Below are 19,247 nucleotides of genomic sequence, written 5' to 3' on the forward strand. Positions count from 1 at the left end.
TGAATAGCATTCATATCAGAACCTACTCTAGCTTGTAAAACATCAAGAAGTTTATTTAGAACATTTTTAAGTTCAATCAGTTGTGGGTTTCTTGGATTAGCAGTAATTCTTGCTGTTAGATTACCACCTTCTACAACTGATACGGTTTGAACTGATTCTTTAACGGCTTGATTGTCTTGTTCTAAACCTCTTTTAGTAGCAAGAATGTTTTCATTGATAATTTTACCCATTTTGCCCAATTCATCATTAGCTTTAATTTCAATTGTCTGAACTTCTATTTTTTCATGATTTAAAAAGCGAAAGAAATTTTCCAAAGACTTAAGTATAAGAGGAATTCTAGAGCCTATGATTTTTCTTATAAAAAAGTACACAACAGCCAAAATAGCAATTAGTGCTATTATAGCAACACTAATAATAATATATTGTAGTTTATATAAAGGGGCTAAAACTGATTTTTTAGGAGCTGTTACAATTACACTCCAATGACTAGAATTACCTAAAGTGCTAAATGAAGAGATACTAGCATAACTAAGATCTCCTGTTGAGGCAATATAATTATCTAAGATTTCATCTTTATGGTTTTTAACTGCCTCAACAATTAATTGAGCAGATTGATCTTTGTTAATATCAAATAAAGTTTTTAAAATTGCATTTTTATTTTTATGAATAGCAATAATACCCTGATCGTTCATTAAGAATCTTAGATCCCCTTCAAAAAAGTCGAATTTTGGATCCAATATAGTCTCGGAAATTTCTAGTAAATCTATAGTATATCCTATAACTCCAATAAATTTGCCCTTATTGTTAAAAATAGGCATACCGAAATTTATACCTAAAAATTCATTATTATCATAATTAAGTTTTCTAGGAGAACCTACAAAAACAGAGTCTTTATCTCCATATTTTGCATTTTGTTCGATATTTTGTATTAGATTTAATTGAGAGAAATTGTTTGGAGTTGAAATAGTAGTTATTCCACCAGATTTTTCTGCTATTTGATCAAAAAATATCATAGAAAAAGTTTTTCCATCTGGGCTAATATATTTTTTATCTACATTCTGCATATCACTTAATACAGTAGTATCTTTTAAATAGAGAAATGTATATGCTGCATAGTGACTACTATCAAAAGTATTTTTTATAAGACTTTCAATTAAATCGATATTTACATGATCATTATTTTGAAACATTTCATTTAACGATGTAGCAACTCCTTTGGTTAGTGTGACTTCTTCATTTAAAATACCTTGTATATAATTCACATATCTTTTTGAAGATAATAAAATAGTATCTTTGGCTTCTTTTTCTGAATATGAAGCAACTTGAAAAGAAACAATAGCAATCATAAGAGCTATAGCTAAAATAACACTAATAGCAACTGATAATAAGAGTTTTGAACTAACGCTCGATAGTCTAAACATGAAAAACCTCACATAAATTTTTTACTAAAAATAAAGCTCGTTAGCATATCAAAAAAAAATAAAATTAATATAAAATTATTTTTTATAGATGTTTTAAAACTATTTAACAATATCAAATACATTTTAAGGTGTGATAAAATTCAGGATTATTAAAAGTTGGAGGAAAAGGAACGCTAGCTCTAAATTCTTTATAGGTATTACCCGGGAGTGTGTCTATGATTTCTATAGTATAAGAAACACTTGTATTTTGCATTTTAGCGTTACGGATATTTTTATCATTGAAAATTTCACCTCCTACTTGTTGTTGGTTTAATATGCTAAGTATCAAATAGCATTTTTTGATTTCAAATTTAGTAAGATTTTGAACTTTTCCGTTTACTATAACGCTTTCATGTCTTAGATCTCTTGTATAGGTTAGTTTGCTAAGATCGGCTTGAGTGGTGAATTGATTGATTGTCAGAAAAATAGAATATATCAAAAGTGCGGTAAAAATAGTAGCTATGGTATAAGAAATCAAAGCCATTTCTTTCTGTTTGACTTTTAGAAAGATTAAAATACAAATCAAGGCAAAGCAAATAAGTAAAATGATAAAAGCTATAATATGAAAAATTGTAAAATGCATTAAAAACACTCCGAAACTAAGCGTATGGTATAGTTATTTTCATAGTTAAAATTTTCAAAAGCAATTCTTTGAAATTGGGTTGCGTTTTTCTTTAGATCTTTAATTTCTCTACTTTTTTGTCTAAAAGGGATAAATTTCTTTTTATATTCTTCTATGATATTATCATTAGGTATTTTATCTGCAAAAATTTTAGCTGTAATTTTACATTCTTTAAAATTATTTTTTGAATTATTTGTAATGTTAAAATCAACAATTAAATCATTTGAGCTTTGTATCATTTTTTGATCTGTAATAGCGGTTTTTCGAGTTCTTACTTCATTGTCTATTAGTTTATACCCATAGATATAAACTAAAAAACAAATAATAATATCAAATGCAATAATAAAAAGTGCTGCTATAGGTCTATGGCGTAAAAATACGCAAAGAAGTAAAACACAAGTGAAGAGAAAAAAAACTAATAAAATCAGCATATAATCTACTAAATATAAATGAGTAGTGTAAAAAAGCACAATTTCTCTTAGTTTCTCCACTTGCGTATCCTTTTAGTTTATGTTGGCAGAACTTTGCTTTTTAGCATCTTTGGTATCAACCCAAATGTTTGGCACTGCTCCACCTGGAGTTAAGAAAATTTTAGCATCTTGATTGACTTTTAAGGCTTCATTAAATTCTTTTTGAGTTTCAATTTGCTTTAAATTTAATAAAGGAGTGTTTAGGCTGTTTGCGATTTCTTTATTAGAATAAGCTTGCGCATCTGCTTCTATTTTAACAGCCATAGCTTTACCTTTGGCGCTGATTATGGTTGCGTTTGCTTCCCCTTCAGCTAAGGCAGCTTTTTTTAAGGCTTCTTGATTAGCTCTTTCTACTTCATATTTGGTTCTTTCAGCCTCTTGTTTTGCAATTTGCACGCGTTCGATTTGTTCTTTTACTTTTGAAGGTAAAATAATTTCTCTAAGTTGTACAGCGCGAAGTTCTACAGGTTCGTTTGGTTGGGCTTCTATGGTTTTTCTTATACCTTCTTCTATTTGAGCGGCTATTGTATTACGATTAGTAGGAAGTTCTTCGGCTGTATATTTTCCTACAACACTTCGCACTACATCACGAACAACTGGATCGATAATTTTATTTTCCCAATTTAAGCTCCAAGTAGCTATAGTTTGAGGAACTTGCAGAGGATTTAAGCGGTATTGTACTGTAACATCAATAGATACAGGCAATCCACGAGAGTCAAGTACAGAAATACTATTTTTATTAATAACACCTGAACCTGAAGATAAATTTTCATTACTTCCCTCTATAGAAGCATAGTTGATTTGTCTTACTCTAGTATCGATTATGGTTATTTTTTGTACAAAAGGTAAGAAAAAGTGAAGTCCTGGTTCTAATGGATTTGGGTCATATTTACCTGTTGTTGATTTAATCCCCATTTCTCCAGAATTTATTACCATAAAAGGTTTTGCAACGATTAAAAATAAGATAATAATAATCACCCCATAAACAAATGGAGAGAATTTCCCAAAACCTTTAAAATTAAATTCTGGTGCTTTGAAATTGAAATTTTGACGGTTGTTGTTTCCGTTATTGTTAGAATTTCCATTTTTTTTATTGAAATAATCATTCAAATCAGCTGGCATTTATTTCCTTTTTTAAATATAAGTTAGCATAGATGCGTATTTTTCATTGCGTCCATAAACTACATCAAAATAAGCATCTTGAAGTTTTTTAGTTACAGATCCTCTTAAACCATTTCCTATTATTCTTGCATCAATATTGTTAATAGGTGTGATTTCAGCGGCTGTTCCGGTAAAAAATGCTTCATCAGCAGTATAAACTTCATCTCTTGAAATTCTTTGGCGAAGCACAGTGATACCAAGATCATGAGCTATTTTAAGCACTGTATTTTGAGTAATGCTTTTTAAAGAAAAATCATTTGGAGGTGTGATTAAAACCCCGTCTTTTACAATAAAGAAACATTCTCCTGTTCCTTCTGCGATAAAACCTTCTTCATCAAGCATTAAAGCTTCTTCATAGCCTGCTTCAATAGCTTCAAATTTTGCAATTTGAGAGTTAAGATAATTTGCACTTGCTTTAGCTTTTCCCATGCATGATTTAACACTATTTCTTGCAAAAGACGAAATTTTTACTTTTATGCCTTTTTCTAAACCTTCTTCTCCAAGGTAAGCACCCCATTCCCAAGCTGCAATTCCAACTCTTACAGGAGCTTTTATATGATAAAGTCCCATAACTCCATCGCCTAAGAAAATCAAAGGGCGGATATAGACATTGCTTTTAAAATTGTTTGCTTTTAAGAGTTCAATTTGTGCATTTTCAAGCTCTTTTTGAGAAAAAGGACAATTTAAAAGAGTAATTTTTGCAGACTCTAAAAGTCTTTTGGTGTGATCTTCAAGTCTGAAAATTGCTAAGCCTTTATCTGTTTTATAGGCTCTAGTTCCTTCAAAAACAGCATTGCCATAATGCAAAGAATGGGTTAAAAAGTGCAAAGTTGCATCTTTAAAATCAACTAATTTTCCATCCATCCAAATTTTATCTGCTGAGATCATTTTTTTACCTTTTATAGTTGTTTATTTCTTAAAAAATATTATTTTAAGAATAAATCGGGATTTTATCAAAAATATACTAACAATAAGCTTTTATTAAATTAAGGTTTTTTGTTAAAAAAAATATTAGGTATTTTTTGAAATAATTATGAAAAATTATCGTTAAAAAAGGAGAAATTATGCCATTGGTAAATATTAAATTAGCAAAGCCGTCTTTAAGCAAGGAACAAAAAGCGGAGCTTATAGCTGATATTACCAAACTTTTAAGCACGAAATATAATAAAAGTAAAGAAAGAGTTGTGGTGGTTTTAGAAGATGTAGAAAATTATGACATAGGCTTTGGCGGAGAAAGCGTTGAAGCTATCAAAGCAAAGGCAAGTAAATGAGTTTAAACATAGGAGATAAAGCACCTCAGTTTGAGCTTTTAAATCAAGATGGGGTAAAAATAGCATTAAAAGATTTTATTGGCAAAAAGGTGATTTTGTATTTTTATCCAAAAGATAATACTCCAGGTTGCACTACAGAGGCTTGTGATTTTAGTTTAAATTATGATAAATTTGGTGGTAAAAATGCAGTGATTATTGGTATCAGTCCTGATAGCGTGGCAAGTCATGAAAAATTTATCTCTAAATTTGATTTAAAACATATTTTACTTAGCGATAGTGAAAAAGAAGTTGCTAAAGCTTATGGAGCTTGGGGGCTTAAAAAAAATTACGGAAAAGAATACGAAGGTCTTATTCGCTCTACTTTTGTTATTGATGAAATAGGTAAGATTGCTCAAATTTATAGTAATGTTCGTGTAAAAGATCATGCTTTAAAAGTGCTTGAAAGTCTTTAATGTTAGTGCATATTTGTTGCAGTGTGGATAGTCATTATTTTATTGAAGAACTTAGAAAGACTTATCCTGATGAAAAAATTATAGGATACTTTTATGATCCAAATATCCATCCCTTAAGCGAATACGAACTAAGATTTTTAGATGTAAAAAGATCTTGTGATAAACTTGGTATTAAGCTTTATAAAGGTGAGTATGAGTATGAAAAATGGCTTAATGCTGTGCGTGGTTATGAAGATGAGCCTGAAAAGGGTGCAAGGTGTGAAATTTGCTTTGATGTAAGAATGGGATCTAGTGTTAAATTTGCTGCTAAAATAGGAGAAAAAAAGCTTACTACTACGCTTTTAACCAGCCCTAAAAAAGATTTAGAACAGTTAAAAAATGCTTTACAAAAAGAATGTGAGCCTTATGGAGTAGAGTTTTTAGCTCCTGATTTTCGTAAAAATGGCGGTACTCAAAGACAGTTTGCTTTAGCAAAAAAGGAAATGCTTTATCATCAAAACTATTGCGGCTGCATTTATGGGCTTAAAAAACAAAAACAAGATAAGAATTTTATTGATGAATTAATGTCTCCTGTAAATAAGCAAATTTTACCTGCAAGTATAGAAGCAAGAATAGCTCTTTATAAAAAAGTAGTTTTATGGGAAAAAAAAGGTATAAAATTTGAAATTTTAAGAGAGAAATTTTTAAATTATCGTCTTTTAAGTGCTTTGATAAAATTAGATAAAAAGCCCGTTAAATCTCATATTTTATTTTATTCGCATTTTAAAAACGCTTATACAAGATTTTCTTTGGATGAGGAAAATTTAAAACAAAATTTAAAAGAAGGCTTTTATAGAAGTACTAAAGATGAAATAGTTTTAGTGGAATTTTGGCGTTTTAATGCATTTTTTAAAAACAAATGGAAAAATTTTGAAGATTTTTTAAAAAAACCTTTAAGTGTTCAAGCAGAAATTAAATGGCGTAATAAATTGTTTGGAACTTATAATCTTAGTCCTATTATCATCCTCGAAAATATTTTACCTTCAAGATATGAAGTGATAGCAAAAAGTGAAATTTATCATGATAATCAAGAGGTGCTTGTAAAAATTTAAGAAATTTATTAAGAAAAACTTTTTTTGTTAATATAATTTTTAATGATTTTTTTATATAATAAAATTTTTAATTGTTTTCAAGGTTAATTTAATAATGATAGATGTAATGCAAATTCAAGAAATCTTACCACACCGTTATCCTTTTTTACTGGTAGATAAAATTACAGAATTAAAAGTTAAAGAAGTGGTGCTAGGATATAAAAACATCAGTATAAGTGATCATGTTTTTATGGGACATTTTCCAGGGCATCCTATTTATCCTGGAGTTTTGATTTTAGAAGGTATGGCTCAAACAGGTGGAGTTTTAGCTTTTGAAAGTATGGAAGATAAAGTGGATCCAAAAAGTAAAGTAGTTTATTTCACAGGCATAGATGGAGCAAAATTTAGAAATCCTGTGCGTCCTGGAGATAGGCTTGATTATGAAATGAGCGTGGTTAAAAATCGTGGTAATATGTGGATTTTTAAAGGGCAAGCTTTTGTAGATGGAAATTTAGTTGCAGAGGCCGAGCTTAAAGCTATGATAGTGGATAAATAATGAAAAAAATTCATCCAAGTGCGGTGATTGAAGAGGGTGCACAACTTGGTGACGATGTTGTAGTAGAAGCTTATGCTTATGTAAGCAAAGATGCTAAAATAGGTAATAATGTTGTCATCAAACAAGGTGCTCGAATTCTTTCAGATACAACTATAGGTGATCATTCTCGTGTATTTTCTTATGCTATAGTAGGCGATATTCCTCAGGACATATCTTATAAAGAAGAGCAAAAAAGCGGTGTTGTTATAGGGAAAAATGCAACTATTAGAGAATTTGCAACGATAAATTCAGGTACAGCTAAAGGAGATGGTTTTACTCGTATAGGCGATAATGCTTTTATTATGGCTTATTGTCATATTGCTCATGATTGTCTTTTAGGTAATAATATTATTTTAGCTAATAATGCAACTTTGGCAGGACATGTAGAGCTTGGAGATTTTACGGTTGTAGGCGGGCTTACACCTATTCATCAATTTGTCAAAGTAGGTGAGGGTTGTATGATAGCAGGAGCAAGTGCACTTTCTCAGGATATAGTACCGTTTTGTTTAGCAGAAGGAAATCGTGCAAGTATTAGAAGTTTAAATTTAGTAGGTACTCGTCGTCGTTTTGATAAAGATGAAGTAGATAGACTTAGTAGAGCTTTTAAAACTTTATTTAGACAAGGAGATTTAAAAGAAAATGCTAAAAATTTGCTTGAAAATCAAGAAAGTGAAAATGTTAAAAAAATGTGCCATTTTATATTAGAAACAAAGCGTGGAATTCCTGTCTATAGGGGTAAAAATAATGCCTAGAAAATGTAGTTTTTGCAATGAAGTGGAGAATCCACAAAGAAGAATTTTAGCAAATGAAAATGATGATGCTTTTATTTGTGAATATTGCGTTGAAGGTGCTTATAGTATTATTTATGGAGAAGAAAAAGAATTTAAAGAACCTAAACAAAGTTATAATACAGAATTTAAAGATATCACTCCAAAAGAATTAAAAGCTTATTTAGATCGTTATGTCATAGGACAAGATAGAGCTAAAAAAGTTTTTAGTGTTGGAGTATACAATCATTATAAAAGACTTTTTAAAGCTGAACTTCAAGATGATGATACAGAGCTTTTTAAGTCAAATATTTTACTTGTTGGGCCAACAGGAAGTGGAAAAACTTTATTGGCGCAAACTTTAGCTAAATTTTTAGATGTACCTATAGCAATTTGTGATGCAACTTCTTTAACTGAAGCAGGATATGTAGGTGAGGATGTAGAAAATATTTTAACACGTCTTTTACAAGCTGCAGATGGAGATGTGCAAAGAGCTCAAAAAGGTATAGTTTTTATTGATGAGATTGATAAAATTGCCAGAATGAGTGAAAATCGTTCTATTACTCGTGATGTAAGTGGAGAGGGTGTGCAACAAGCTTTACTTAAGATTATCGAAGGAAGTTTGGTAAATATTCCACCAAAAGGGGGGAGAAAACATCCAAATCAAGAGTTTATACAAATTGACACTTCAAATATTTTATTTGTTTGTGGTGGAGCTTTTGATGGTTTGGAAACTATCTTAAAAAGAAAACTTGGAGATAAAGTTGTAGGTTTTTTTGATGATGCAAAAGAAGAAAATAAAGCTTTACTTGAGAAAATTGAACCTGATGATTTGGTTCATTTTGGTTTGATTCCTGAGCTTATAGGTCGTTTGCATGTGATTGCATCTTTAAATGAGCTTAATGAAGAAGATATGGTAAGAATTTTAACTGAACCTAAAAATGCCATTATTAAGCAATATCAAAAGCTTTTTGCTATTGATGGGGTAAATTTAAAATTTGAAGAAGATGCTCTAAGAGCTATCGCACAGCTTGCATTGGAGAGAAAAACAGGGGCTAGGGGGCTTAGAAGTATTATAGAAGAAATGATGGTAGATTTAATGTTTGAGTTACCAGAGTATAAAAACTATGATATTGTAATAACCAAAGAAGTTGTTAAAGACAATGCAAAGGCATTATTAATAAAAAGAAAAATAAGTTAAAAAGGATAGAAATGATATTAGATCAACTTATAGGATTTTTTTCTAGTGATATGGGGATTGATTTAGGAACAGCTAATACGCTAGTTTTGGTAAAAGATAAGGGTATAGTGATAAATGAGCCTTCTGTTGTGGCAGTTGAAAGAGAAAGGTATGGTTCCAAAGCAAAAATTTTAGCCGTAGGTAAAGAAGCTAAAGATATGGTGGGAAAAACTCCAGGCAATATCGAAGCTATTCGTCCTATGAAAGATGGCGTGATTGCAGATTTTGATATGACTGAAAAAATGATCCGCTATTTTATAGAAAAAACACACCGTAGAAAAAGTTTTTTACGTCCTAGAATTATCATTTCTGTTCCTTATGGTTTAACTCAAGTAGAAAGAAAAGCGGTAAGAGAAAGTGCTTTAAGCGCAGGTGCAAGAGAGGTATTTTTGATTGAAGAGCCTATGGCAGCAGCTATTGGTGCAAGTTTACCTATACAAGAGCCTAAAGGAAATTTGGTAGTAGATATAGGGGGTGGAACTACTGAGATTGGAGTGATTTCTTTGGGTGGACTTGTGATTTCAAAGTCTATTCGTACGGCTGGAGATAAGCTTGATATGAGTATAGTTAATTATGTAAAAGAAAAATACAATCTTATCATAGGTGAAAGAACAGGCGAAGAGATCAAAATCACTATAGGTTCAGCAATACAACTTCCAAAAGAACTTTCTATGGTGGTAAAAGGACGCGATCAAGTAAGTGGACTTTTAAGTCGTATTGAACTTACAAGTGAAGATGTAAGAGAAGCAATGCGTGAGTATTTAAAAGAAATTGCTGATGCTTTAAAAATGGTTCTTGAAATGATGCCGCCTGATTTAGCAAGTGATATAGTAGAAAATGGTGTAGTTTTAACAGGTGGTGGAGCATTGATTCGTGGTTTTGATAAATACTTAAGTGAAATTGTACGTTTGCCAGTTTATATCGCAGATGAACCGCTTTTAGCTGTAGCAAAAGGAACGGGTAAAGCTTTAGAGGAAATTTCATTATTGCAACAATTAACCAATGAAGAATAAGATTTTTTATGTTCTTGTCTTGGCCTTTTTGGTTTTTATATCTTTTTATTATGGAGGACTTATCAAGCAAAATGTTCTCCGTGTTAATGATTTTGTTATAGGTAATTTTTATAATATTAAAGATTATTTGGGAAAAAAAATTTCAGAACACTTTAATCAAGCAAATCAAATTCAGCAACTAAAAGCTAGAAATAAAGAATTAGAAGATATTGCTGTAAAGGTAACTAGTTTTGCAAATCAATTAAATCGTATTTTAGAAGATCAAAATTCTACAAAATATTTACCTCAAGTTTCTTTAACTAGAGTTATTTCTTATGTTCAATTGAATGATTATAAAAAATTATGGTTAGATTGGAGTAAAATTCCCGTTGGTAAAAATCGTGGTTTGATATATCAAGGATATACCGCAGGTATAGCTATTAATAAAAATGGTAGAGCAATGGCTCTTTTACAAGGTGATGATCAGTGTGTTTTTTCTGTTTATATAGGAAAATCCAAAGCTCCAGGTTTAATCCAAGGTGAAGATGGCAGGATTGTGGTTAAATTTATTCCAAAATGGGCAAAAATTAATATCGGAGATGAAATTTTAACAAGTGGACTTGATAATATTTTCTTTTCAGATATACCTGTCGGTATTGTGAATAGAGTTAATGATGAAGATATGTATCAAAGTGTAGAAGTAAAGCCTTATGTTAAGATTAGTATTCCTGCTTATTTATATGTAGTAGATAATTTATAAGTCAAGGATTAGACTTTTTAAAAATTTTCTATATTTTTGCTAATTATTATAACTTTGTTTAATGCTAAAAATTTTGTTAAATTATCAAATAAATTTTTATAATCGAATGAGAATTTTATAAAAAATCTTAAATTTATTTATGTATTATTTCCTAGATTAAAAGCAGAGTGTTTATTTTTTAAATTATATCGATAATTTCAAAGTTTATAAAACTAATTTTTGTTATAATCAGCCCAAATTTATGCTCTTAGGAAAATTTATGCCAAAACGAACAGATATTAAAAGCATTTTACTTATAGGAAGTGGTCCTATCGTGATAGGACAAGCTTGTGAATTTGATTATTCTGGAACTCAAGCCGCAAAGACTTTAAAAGAATTAGGATATCGTGTAGTATTAATCAACTCAAATCCTGCAACCATCATGACAGATCCCGAATTTGCAGATGCGACTTATATAGAACCCATAACAAAAGAAAGTATTTTAAGTATTATTAAAAAAGAAAAAATTGATGCAATTTTGCCAACTATGGGTGGACAAGTAGCGTTAAATGTTGCTATGGAAGTTTATGAAAGCGGACTTTTAGGAGATGTGAAATTTTTAGGCGCAAATCCTGAGGCGATTAAAAAAGGCGAAGATCGTCAGGTTTTTAAAGAATGTATGAAAAAAATTGGCATGGATTTGCCAAAATCGATGTATGCGTATAATTATGACGAAGCTTTAAAAGCCGTAGATGAAATCGGCTTTCCTTTGATGATCCGTGCTTCTTATACTTTAGGGGGTGCTGGAAGTGGCGTGGTTTACAATATGGACGAATTTAAAGAACTTGCCAATACTGCTTTAGCTTTATCACCTATTCATGAAATTTTGATTGAAGAAAGTTTGTTAGGTTGGAAAGAATATGAAATGGAAGTTATACGCGATAGAGCGGATAATTGTATCATAGTTTGTAGCATAGAAAATATCGATCCTATGGGAGTTCATACAGGAGATAGTATTACAATAGCTCCAGCATTAACTTTGACGGATAAAGAATATCAAGTTATGCGTAATGCTTCTTTTGCTATTTTGCGTGAAATTGGTGTAGATACAGGCGGAAGTAATGTGCAATTTGCTATCAACCCAAAAAATGGAAGAATGATAGTTATAGAAATGAATCCAAGAGTTTCAAGATCAAGTGCTTTAGCTTCTAAGGCAACGGGTTATCCTATAGCAAAGGTTGCGACACTTTTGGCGGTAGGTTTTAGTTTAGATGAGATTAAAAATGATATTACAGGAACTCCTGCATCTTTCGAGCCTGTGATTGATTATATTGTAACAAAAATTCCTCGCTTTACCTTTGAAAAATTTCCAGGAGCAAATACAACTTTAGGTACAGCTATGAAAAGTGTGGGTGAGGTAATGGCTATAGGACGCACTTTTAAAGAAAGTATACAAAAAGCACTTTGTTCGCTTGAGCGTTCTTTAAGTGGTTTTGATAGGGTAAAATTTGAAGATAGAAATGATCTTGTTTTTAAAATTCGCAATGCCAATGAAAAGCGTTTACTTTATGTTGCTCAAGCTTTTAGGGAAGGTTTTAGCGTAGAAGAACTTTATGAGCTTTGTAAAATAGATCCTTGGTTTTTAACACAGATTAAAGAAATTGTAGATTTTGAAGAACAAATTGATATGGATATTTTAAACAATAAGGCTCTTTTGAGAAAAGCAAAAACTATGGGCTTTTCAGATAAAATGATAGCCTTGCTTGTAAATTTGAAAGATAATTTAGAATTAAGCCAAAATGATATTTATTATGCAAGAATGAAGCAAAAAATCATCGCAGAATTTAGTGAAGTGGATACTTGTGCGGGTGAATTTGAAGCCTTAACTCCTTATCTTTATTCAAGTATCAATGTAAGCGAACTCACTCAAAGTAAAAACGATGCTAAGGATAAAAAAGAAAAAAAAGTGATGATTATAGGTGGGGGGCCAAACCGTATAGGACAAGGTATAGAATTTGACTATGCTTGCGTACATGCTTCTTTTGCGCTTAAAGATATGGGTATTAAAACTATTATGTATAATTGTAATCCTGAAACCGTTTCGACTGACTATGATACAAGTGATATTTTGTATTTCGAGCCTATTGATTTCGAACATTTAAGAGCGGTGATTGAGCGTGAAAAACCTGATGGAGTGATTGTGCATTTTGGTGGACAAACTCCTTTGAAATTTGCTAAGCGTTTAAGTGCTTTTGGAGCTAAGATTATAGGTACTAGCGCAAGAGTAATTGATATGGCAGAAGATAGAAAGAAATTTGCCGAATTTATTACAAAGCTAGGTATCAATCAGCCAAAAAATTCTACTGCAACAAGCGTAGAAGAAGCAGTGCTTAAGGCTAGTGATATAGGGTATCCTGTGCTTGTAAGACCAAGTTATGTTTTAGGTGGGCGTGCGATGCGCGTGGTAAATGATGAGGCTGAACTTAGACTCTATATGCAAGAAGCTGTGGATGTAAGCGATAAAAGCCCTGTTTTGATCGATCAGTTTTTAGACAATGCTACAGAAATTGATGTTGATGCGATTTGTGATGGCAAAGATGTTTATGTTGCAGGAATTATGGAGCACATAGAAGAAGCAGGAATTCATTCAGGTGACAGTGCTTGTTCTTTGCCGCCTTGCAATATCGATGAAAAAATGCAAGAATTTATTGCACAAAAAACCGCAGATATTGCTTTAAATTTGGGAGTTGTAGGGCTTTTAAATATACAATTTGCTTTACATAATAATGAGCTTTATATGATAGAGGTAAATCCTAGAGCTAGTCGTACCGTACCTTTTGTTAGTAAAGCTACGGGTATTCCTTTAGCAAAAGTGGCAACGCGTGTGATGTGGCAAGGAAATTTAAAAGAAGCTTTAAAATTTTATGATACTTTTAAAGTGGTTAATTTTGATACTAAAATTTTACGCCCTAAAACTCCAAAATATATGAGTGTAAAAGAAGCAGTATTTCCATTTGCAAAACTTAGTGGAAGTGATTTAGAATTAGGCCCTGAAATGCGTTCAACAGGTGAAGTTATGGGTATAAGTAAGGATTTTGCAAATTCTTACGCAAAAAGTCAAATCGCATCGTTTAATCATCTTCCAGAGCAAGGCGTGGTATTTATCTCCTTAAAAGATAAGGATAAAAAATATACCAAAAAAATCGCTGCAGAATATGTAAAGCTTGGCTTTAAGCTTATGGCAACAGGGGGAACTTGTAAGGAAATTTTAGAAAGTGGTTTTGAGTGCGAACTTGTACATAAAATTTCAGAAGGACGCCCCAATGTTGAAGATAAATTGAAAAATGGGGAAATTCACTTAGTTATCAATACAAGCGATAGTCACAGTTTTAAAGGTGATACGAAAAAAATTCGTGAAAATATTATTCGTTTTAAAATACCTTATTTTACAAATTTACGATCAGCTTTAGCAGGTGCAAAATCAATTAAAGCTATACAGAGTAAATCTTGCCTAGATGTAAAGAGTTTGCAAGAGTGGCTTAAATCTTGATTTATTTAGCTCAAACAGATACTACGGTAGGATTTTTAAGTAAAAATTTAGAAGAGATTAATGCTTTAAAAGGTAGGGATAAAAACCAACCTTGCTTAATCACTTCTGCGAAATTTTGCGAGTTAAAAAGTTTAGCAAGAATTCCAAAATCTTTTAAAAATTTAGTACGTCGTTCTAAAAAAACAACTTTTATTTATCCAAATAATCAGGCCATTCGTATTGTGAAAGAGTGTAAACATGCGAATTTTTTAAGTAAAAATGGCTATTTTTATTCATCTTCGGCAAACAAGCATGGAAAAGAATTTGATGAAGAATGGGCTAGAAGTGTTGCTGATATAATACTTGATGAGAAATTTTTCGAAAATATCCCATCAAAAATATTAAAACTTTCAAAGAATAAAATGATAAAAATACGTTAATTAAAGAGCTTTTAAAATATCTTCAAAAGCAATACAAAATTGCTCTAGGCCATCACTTAATAAATCATTGCAAGCTTTTTCTCGTTCACTTTGAGAAATGATTTGATTAAGTTCTGTATAAATTTCAAAATTCATTAAAGGTTTTTTAAAATCCATTTTTCCTTTAAATGCCTCTATTGCATCAAGAGGAGCAGTATTAACAGAATTTTCAAAAAGAAGTTCTTTAATATAATAGTCTTTTGGCAGATCATCTCCTTTAACTCCAGTGCTTGCAAACAAGGCGCGAATATTAGGTTCATTTTTTGAGTAGATATTGTTATAAGCTAAATTTGCATTTAAAATTCCAATACGATTTTGCTCTTTGGCTTTAGGATTTAAAAGTCTATCAAAACGACTTACAAAAATACTTACAACAGCTTGTGGTGTTCTAGTATTTTGTTCTTTTAAGGCTATATTGTTTTTTCTAAATTCGACTAAACCTGCATTTAAAGCTTCAAAACATTTTTGACTTTGTTCAAGAGAAAAAATTAAGGTAGCATTGACGCTAATACCATTTTTCATAAGTTCATACATTACTTCATAAGAAGCTTTTGTAGCTGGAATTTTAATCATTACATTTTCTTTGCTAATAGCACTATAAAGTCTTTTAGCTTCGCCTAAACTAAGAGTCGTGTTATCATGAAGTCTTGGATCTATTTCAATACTTATAAATCCATCGTTTTTTTGATAAAAAAGAGGAGCTAATTTATCAGCTGCTTTTTGAATATCAGAAATTGCTAATTCTTCATAAATATCTTTTGTTTTTTTTCCTTTTAATTTAAGAATTTTATCTTTATAAATTGGAGAATTTAAAATAGCATTTTTAAAAATAGCAGGATTTGAAGTAGCGCCATTAATTCCATGTGATAATAAATTTAAAAATTCATTATCTAAAAAACTATTTTCTATAAAATCACACCAAAGAGAAAAATTTTTCATTATATTACCTTTATTATTTCTTTTAAGTCTTTTATATCTATGCAAATATCAGCTTGAGAACGTAAAATTTCTTTAGCACAAAATGCAATCTTTAATCCACTTTCGTTAAACATTGCCAAATCATTTGCCCCATCGCCAACACACATCACTTCATCTGTTTTCAAATTTAAAAAGCTTTTTAATCGTTGTAGCATTAAGCCTTTTGAATTTGAAAACATCATTTCCCCACCAACTAGCCCTGTTAAAATGTCATTTTTATGATGCAGATAATTTGCAAAACCGAGGTTAATTCCAAGTTTTTGCATAGCAGGATTTATGCCTTCATGAAAACCACCGCTAAAAATAACAATTTGTATATTTTTAGATTTTAAATATTGGATAAGTTCATGTGCTCCATGCATTAGTGGAAGTGTGCTACCTAATTCTAAAACTTTTTTATAAGACATACCTTTTAAAAGGCTTACTCGTTTTTGAAGACTTTCGAAAAAATCAAGCTCTCCAGCCATGGCATGGCGGGTAATTTCGCTTGTTTGATTACCCTTGCCATGCGCTGTAGCTAAAATATCGATGGTTTCACCATCCATTAAAGTAGCGTCAAAGTCAAAAACACAAAGTTTAATCATTAAAATTCGCGCTTAAGTAAAGCTTCTACTTTGAGTATAGTTAAGATATTTTCATCTCTTTTTCCTATACCATAAATCATACCTTTGTCTTTAACTAAAGTTTCAGGTGGTGGATCGATTCTGTTTCTGTGAATTTTAATTGCTTCAGTTAATCTATCTATAACAAAACCAGCATTTCCTCCAACTCCAGTTCCATTTGTCTCACCTCTTAAAACAATATATCTTGTTTGAGGTGTCATTTTAGAACTTCCTAAATGAAAGCGTTGAGCTAGATCAATGAGTGGCATAACATTACCACGCATATTAAAAACCCCTAGAACATAATCAGGTACACTAGGAACTCTAGTATATTCTATAGGTTTGATGATTTCTTGTATATTAAGAATTGGAATCGCATATTCCTCATCTCCAACTACAAAGCCGACAAGTTGGATGATATCATCTTCTCTTTGATCGACATCAGGACCAGCCATCTGAGTTTGCTGTTTTTGCAAAATTTGCTCTAATTTTTCATTACTCATATTCTTATCCTAGTTTCAAATTTTTTCTAACCACATTTTCCAAGTATTCTGGAGAATAAGGTTTAGTGATATATTCAGTCATACCCACTTCAACACCTCTTAAGCGGTCAGTTTTACTTGTTCTTGAAGTAACTGCAATGAGTGGTAAGTTACGATATTTAGAATACTTTCTAATTTCACCAGCTAAGGTGTATCCATCCATTCTTGGCATTTCGATATCTATAAGCATTGCATCAATATCATGTTCGCCAGATTTTATAATATTCAATGCTTCAACACCATTTGTTGCTTCAACTAAACTAACTCCTAGTGGTTCTAAAGCTTTTTGCATTAAAGTTCTATCCATTTTAGAATCATCTACAATTAAGACTTTATAATCACTTGGTTGTTCTTTAGGTTTTTTCGCACTTGATTCTAATTGCGCTTTAATATCAACTTTAATTTCTTTGGCCATATCCATCATAGCACCTACATCGATGATTAATGTCACTCTACCATCACCACGGATTGTAGCTCCTGCTATACCTTGGATATTTTGTAAATAATCACCCATAGATTTAATAACTATTTCTTCTTGTCCTACAAGAGTATCTACTATAATACCAAGCTTGCTTTCTGCTACCCCTATAACAACGACATAAGTTTGATCACCGCTTTCAAGGACTTGTTTAACTCCAAATACATCTGAAAGTCTCACAAGGGAAAGCACTTCATCTCTTAAGCGTAATACATTTTTACCTTCGATAGTATAGATATCATCAATTGGTACTCTAACTGTTTCAAGAACGCTTGCAAGTGGAATTGCATAAAATTCTTCTTGAGTTCCTACAAGTAAAGATTGAATGATTGCCAAGGTAAGAGGAATTTTAAGTTTAAACGAACTTCCTTTACCTAACTCACTATCAATTTCAATTACCCCATTTAGTTTTTCGATGTTGGTTTTAACAACATCCATTCCTACGCCACGACCTGAAACATTTGTTACTTTAGCCGCAGTTGAAAAACCAGGTTTGAAAATCAAAGCAAAAGCTTCTTTGTCTGTCATTTGATCTGCTTCTCTTTCGGTAATCAAATTTTTCTCTATAGCTTTTGCTTTTAAGCCATTTGGATCAAGTCCTTTACCGTCGTCTGTAATTTCTACAACGATGTGATTGCCTTCATTATAAGCTTTAAGTTGAACTATACCTTTTTCAGGTTTTCCATTAGCTGCACGAGTTGCTGGATCCTCAACACCATGGTCACATGAATTTCTAATCATATGCATGATAGGATCGCCAATTTCCTCTACGATAGATTTATCAAGTTCAGTTTCTTCACCTGTAATTTCAAGTTCTATTTGCTTTCCTAATTCACGACTCAAATCACGAACAACTCTTGGGAATTTATTGAAAACTTTTGCTATAGGTTGCATTCTTGTTTTCATTACAGCAAGCTGAACATCAGTTGTAATAATACTTAATTGACTTACAACCTGATTAAGTTCTTCAAGGAATTTTTCTCCTTCATAACGCTCTTCAACATCATCGTAAATTTTAAGCAAACGGTTTTTACCTAAAACAAGCTCCCCAATTAGATTCATTAAGTGATCTAATCTTTTTACCTCCACGCGTATGGTTTGATCCATACTGCTAGCATTGCTACCTGAAGCAGGAACTTTTTTCTCTCCACTTTCCGCAGGTTTATTTGCTGTATTGTTAGTCGGTTTAGGTGCCGCATTTGTTGTTTGTTTCTTTTGTGCGCGACGAGCTTGATCTTCAGCTTTTCTAACTTTTAAAAGTCTTTCTATTTCAGCTTCAACTTCAGAATCACTTAATTGATTAACATCTACTTCAGGTTCAGGAGTAGTTGTTTCTTGTTTTGGTGCTTCTGGTTCTGCTTGTGGAGTAGATTTTTCATTTGAATCTGTTGCCGCAACAGGAGACTCTCCTTCTGAAATAGCTGTTAATCTTGCGCAAATTGGTTCTATATCCATACCAATAGCAGTATCATTGCCATTATCACGAATAGAATTAAGTAAAGTTTTCATTCTATCAATAGACTCTAAAACCACATCCATGATATCTGGAGTTATCTTTAATTCACCATGTCTTGCTTTGTTTAAAACATCCTCCATGTGGTGAGTTAACTTTGTTAAAACATCAAAATTTAAGAAGCTTGATGATCCTTTAACCGTATGTGCAACACGGAAAATTCTATTTAATAATTCTAAATCTTCTGGATTTGATTCAAGCTCTACTAAATCATGGTCGATTTGCTCAACAAGCTCAAAAGCTTCAACCAAAAAGTCTTCAAGTATTTCTTGCATATCTTCCATATT

Annotated in this window: 19 protein-coding genes; 10 read left to right on the forward strand and 9 right to left on the reverse strand. The window is 31.5% G+C overall.

The annotated features are described in order from the left end of the window. The 5 genes from ELQ06_RS03950 to ilvE form a co-directional block, all read right to left on the reverse strand. On the reverse strand, positions 1-1,421 hold a 1,421-nt coding region (locus tag ELQ06_RS03950; RefSeq protein WP_134237470.1), incomplete at its 3' end, for a cache domain-containing protein. 112 nt (positions 1,422-1,533) lie between these two features. Further along, positions 1,534-2,043, reverse strand: coding sequence for a DUF2393 family protein (locus ELQ06_RS03955; RefSeq protein ID WP_032582592.1), 510 nt, complete (start codon positions 2,041-2,043; stop codon positions 1,534-1,536). Continuing rightward, entirely contained in the window at positions 2,043-2,573 is a 531-nt protein-coding gene (locus ELQ06_RS03960) for a DUF2393 domain-containing protein (RefSeq protein ID WP_002868730.1), read from the reverse strand. The genes ELQ06_RS03955 and ELQ06_RS03960 overlap by 1 nt, the downstream gene beginning before the upstream one ends. 12 nt (positions 2,574-2,585) lie before the next feature. Further along, entirely contained in the window at positions 2,586-3,674 is a 1,089-nt protein-coding gene (locus ELQ06_RS03965; protein ID WP_002865651.1) for a prohibitin family protein, read from the reverse strand. 12 nt (positions 3,675-3,686) lie between these two features. Then, positions 3,687-4,601 carry a branched-chain-amino-acid transaminase gene (gene ilvE, locus ELQ06_RS03970; protein ID WP_002878924.1) on the reverse strand — a complete coding sequence of 305 codons (915 nt, stop codon included), beginning with the start codon at positions 4,599-4,601 and terminating at the stop codon, positions 3,687-3,689. A 176-nt stretch (positions 4,602-4,777) separates the two neighbouring features. Between ilvE and ELQ06_RS03975 the strand changes: the two genes are divergently transcribed. The 10 genes from ELQ06_RS03975 to ELQ06_RS04020 all read left to right on the forward strand — a co-directional run bounded on the left by ELQ06_RS03975 (position 4,778) and on the right by ELQ06_RS04020 (position 14,808). Beyond that, positions 4,778-4,984 (forward strand): 4-oxalocrotonate tautomerase family protein, encoded by a 207-nt coding sequence (locus ELQ06_RS03975; RefSeq protein ID WP_002860331.1) that lies wholly within the window; start codon positions 4,778-4,780, stop codon positions 4,982-4,984. Continuing rightward, complete coding sequence (gene bcp / locus ELQ06_RS03980) at positions 4,981-5,436, forward strand: thioredoxin-dependent thiol peroxidase (protein WP_002869710.1); 456 nt, start codon at positions 4,981-4,983, stop codon at positions 5,434-5,436. The genes ELQ06_RS03975 and bcp overlap by 4 nt, the downstream gene beginning before the upstream one ends. Continuing rightward, the gene (locus ELQ06_RS03985; RefSeq protein WP_002884620.1) at positions 5,436-6,527 is read left to right on the forward strand and encodes an epoxyqueuosine reductase QueH; all 1,092 of its coding nucleotides are present in this window, start codon (positions 5,436-5,438) and stop codon (positions 6,525-6,527) included. The genes bcp and ELQ06_RS03985 overlap by 1 nt, the downstream gene beginning before the upstream one ends. Positions 6,528-6,621: 94 nt before the next feature. Next, positions 6,622-7,062 (forward strand): 3-hydroxyacyl-ACP dehydratase FabZ, encoded by a 441-nt coding sequence (gene fabZ / locus ELQ06_RS03990; protein ID WP_002857452.1) that lies wholly within the window; start codon positions 6,622-6,624, stop codon positions 7,060-7,062. Continuing rightward, positions 7,062-7,853, forward strand: a complete 792-nt coding sequence (gene lpxA, locus ELQ06_RS03995; RefSeq protein WP_002859836.1) for an acyl-ACP--UDP-N-acetylglucosamine O-acyltransferase — start codon at positions 7,062-7,064, stop codon at positions 7,851-7,853. Before fabZ ends, lpxA begins: the two co-directional genes overlap by 1 nt. Continuing rightward, positions 7,846-9,069 carry an ATP-dependent Clp protease ATP-binding subunit ClpX gene (clpX, locus tag ELQ06_RS04000; protein ID WP_002874131.1) on the forward strand — a complete coding sequence of 408 codons (1,224 nt, stop codon included), beginning with the start codon at positions 7,846-7,848 and terminating at the stop codon, positions 9,067-9,069. The genes lpxA and clpX overlap by 8 nt, the downstream gene beginning before the upstream one ends. An 11-nt stretch (positions 9,070-9,080) precedes the next feature. Further along, positions 9,081-10,121, forward strand: coding sequence for a rod shape-determining protein (locus ELQ06_RS04005; protein ID WP_002857495.1), 1,041 nt, complete (start codon positions 9,081-9,083; stop codon positions 10,119-10,121). Continuing rightward, entirely contained in the window at positions 10,111-10,860 is a 750-nt protein-coding gene (gene mreC / locus ELQ06_RS04010; RefSeq protein ID WP_044261123.1) for a rod shape-determining protein MreC, read from the forward strand. The genes ELQ06_RS04005 and mreC overlap by 11 nt, the downstream gene beginning before the upstream one ends. Before the next feature lie 259 nt (positions 10,861-11,119). Further along, positions 11,120-14,389: a carbamoyl-phosphate synthase large subunit gene (gene carB / locus ELQ06_RS04015; protein WP_052797880.1), complete on the forward strand. Its 3,270-nt coding sequence runs from the start codon at positions 11,120-11,122 to the stop codon at positions 14,387-14,389. After that, complete coding sequence (locus ELQ06_RS04020; protein ID WP_002851686.1) at positions 14,386-14,808, forward strand: hypothetical protein; 423 nt, start codon at positions 14,386-14,388, stop codon at positions 14,806-14,808. The genes carB and ELQ06_RS04020 overlap by 4 nt, the downstream gene beginning before the upstream one ends. Here ELQ06_RS04020 and ELQ06_RS04025 read toward each other — a convergent pair whose 3' ends face one another. Genes ELQ06_RS04025 through ELQ06_RS04040 form a run of 4 tightly spaced genes read right to left on the reverse strand, consistent with a single transcriptional unit; the run spans position 14,809 to position 19,244 of the window. Next, positions 14,809-15,786, reverse strand: a complete 978-nt coding sequence (locus ELQ06_RS04025; protein WP_134237471.1) for a transaldolase — start codon at positions 15,784-15,786, stop codon at positions 14,809-14,811. Continuing rightward, entirely contained in the window at positions 15,786-16,409 is a 624-nt protein-coding gene (serB, locus tag ELQ06_RS04030) for a phosphoserine phosphatase SerB (protein WP_014516927.1), read from the reverse strand. Before serB ends, ELQ06_RS04025 begins: the two co-directional genes overlap by 1 nt. Continuing rightward, a complete protein-coding gene (locus ELQ06_RS04035; protein ID WP_002826355.1) occupies positions 16,409-16,930 on the reverse strand; it encodes a chemotaxis protein CheW in 522 nt (173 codons plus the stop codon). The genes serB and ELQ06_RS04035 overlap by 1 nt, the downstream gene beginning before the upstream one ends. A 4-nt stretch (positions 16,931-16,934) precedes the next feature. Further along, positions 16,935-19,244: a chemotaxis protein CheW gene (locus ELQ06_RS04040; protein WP_002857311.1), complete on the reverse strand. Its 2,310-nt coding sequence runs from the start codon at positions 19,242-19,244 to the stop codon at positions 16,935-16,937. Positions 19,245-19,247 lie beyond the last annotated feature (3 nt).

The sequence above is a fragment of the Campylobacter sp. CH246 genome (assembly GCF_004378835.1).
In the GTDB taxonomy this organism is placed as follows: domain Bacteria; phylum Campylobacterota; class Campylobacteria; order Campylobacterales; family Campylobacteraceae; genus Campylobacter_D; species Campylobacter_D jejuni.

Excerpts from the sequence above, each read along its gene's own strand:
- ELQ06_RS03955 (WP_032582592.1), bottom strand. The coding sequence starts at position 2,043 with ATGCATTTTACAATTTTTCATATTATAGCTTTTATCATTTTACTTATT.
- ELQ06_RS03965 (WP_002865651.1), bottom strand. The coding sequence starts at position 3,674 with ATGCCAGCTGATTTGAATGATTATTTCAATAAAAAAAATGGAAATTCT.
- ilvE (WP_002878924.1), bottom strand. The coding sequence starts at position 4,601 with ATGATCTCAGCAGATAAAATTTGGATGGATGGAAAATTAGTTGATTTT.
- ELQ06_RS03975 (WP_002860331.1), top strand. The coding sequence starts at position 4,778 with ATGCCATTGGTAAATATTAAATTAGCAAAGCCGTCTTTAAGCAAGGAA.
- bcp (WP_002869710.1), top strand. The coding sequence starts at position 4,981 with ATGAGTTTAAACATAGGAGATAAAGCACCTCAGTTTGAGCTTTTAAAT.
- ELQ06_RS03985 (WP_002884620.1), top strand. The coding sequence starts at position 5,436 with ATGTTAGTGCATATTTGTTGCAGTGTGGATAGTCATTATTTTATTGAA.
- fabZ (WP_002857452.1), top strand. The coding sequence starts at position 6,622 with ATGATAGATGTAATGCAAATTCAAGAAATCTTACCACACCGTTATCCT.
- lpxA (WP_002859836.1), top strand. The coding sequence starts at position 7,062 with ATGAAAAAAATTCATCCAAGTGCGGTGATTGAAGAGGGTGCACAACTT.
- clpX (WP_002874131.1), top strand. The coding sequence starts at position 7,846 with ATGCCTAGAAAATGTAGTTTTTGCAATGAAGTGGAGAATCCACAAAGA.
- ELQ06_RS04005 (WP_002857495.1), top strand. The coding sequence starts at position 9,081 with ATGATATTAGATCAACTTATAGGATTTTTTTCTAGTGATATGGGGATT.
- mreC (WP_044261123.1), top strand. The coding sequence starts at position 10,111 with ATGAAGAATAAGATTTTTTATGTTCTTGTCTTGGCCTTTTTGGTTTTT.
- carB (WP_052797880.1), top strand. The coding sequence starts at position 11,120 with ATGCCAAAACGAACAGATATTAAAAGCATTTTACTTATAGGAAGTGGT.
- ELQ06_RS04025 (WP_134237471.1), bottom strand. The coding sequence starts at position 15,786 with ATGAAAAATTTTTCTCTTTGGTGTGATTTTATAGAAAATAGTTTTTTA.
- serB (WP_014516927.1), bottom strand. The coding sequence starts at position 16,409 with ATGATTAAACTTTGTGTTTTTGACTTTGACGCTACTTTAATGGATGGT.
- ELQ06_RS04035 (WP_002826355.1), bottom strand. The coding sequence starts at position 16,930 with ATGAGTAATGAAAAATTAGAGCAAATTTTGCAAAAACAGCAAACTCAG.
- ELQ06_RS04040 (WP_002857311.1), bottom strand. The coding sequence starts at position 19,244 with ATGGAAGATATGCAAGAAATACTTGAAGACTTTTTGGTTGAAGCTTTT.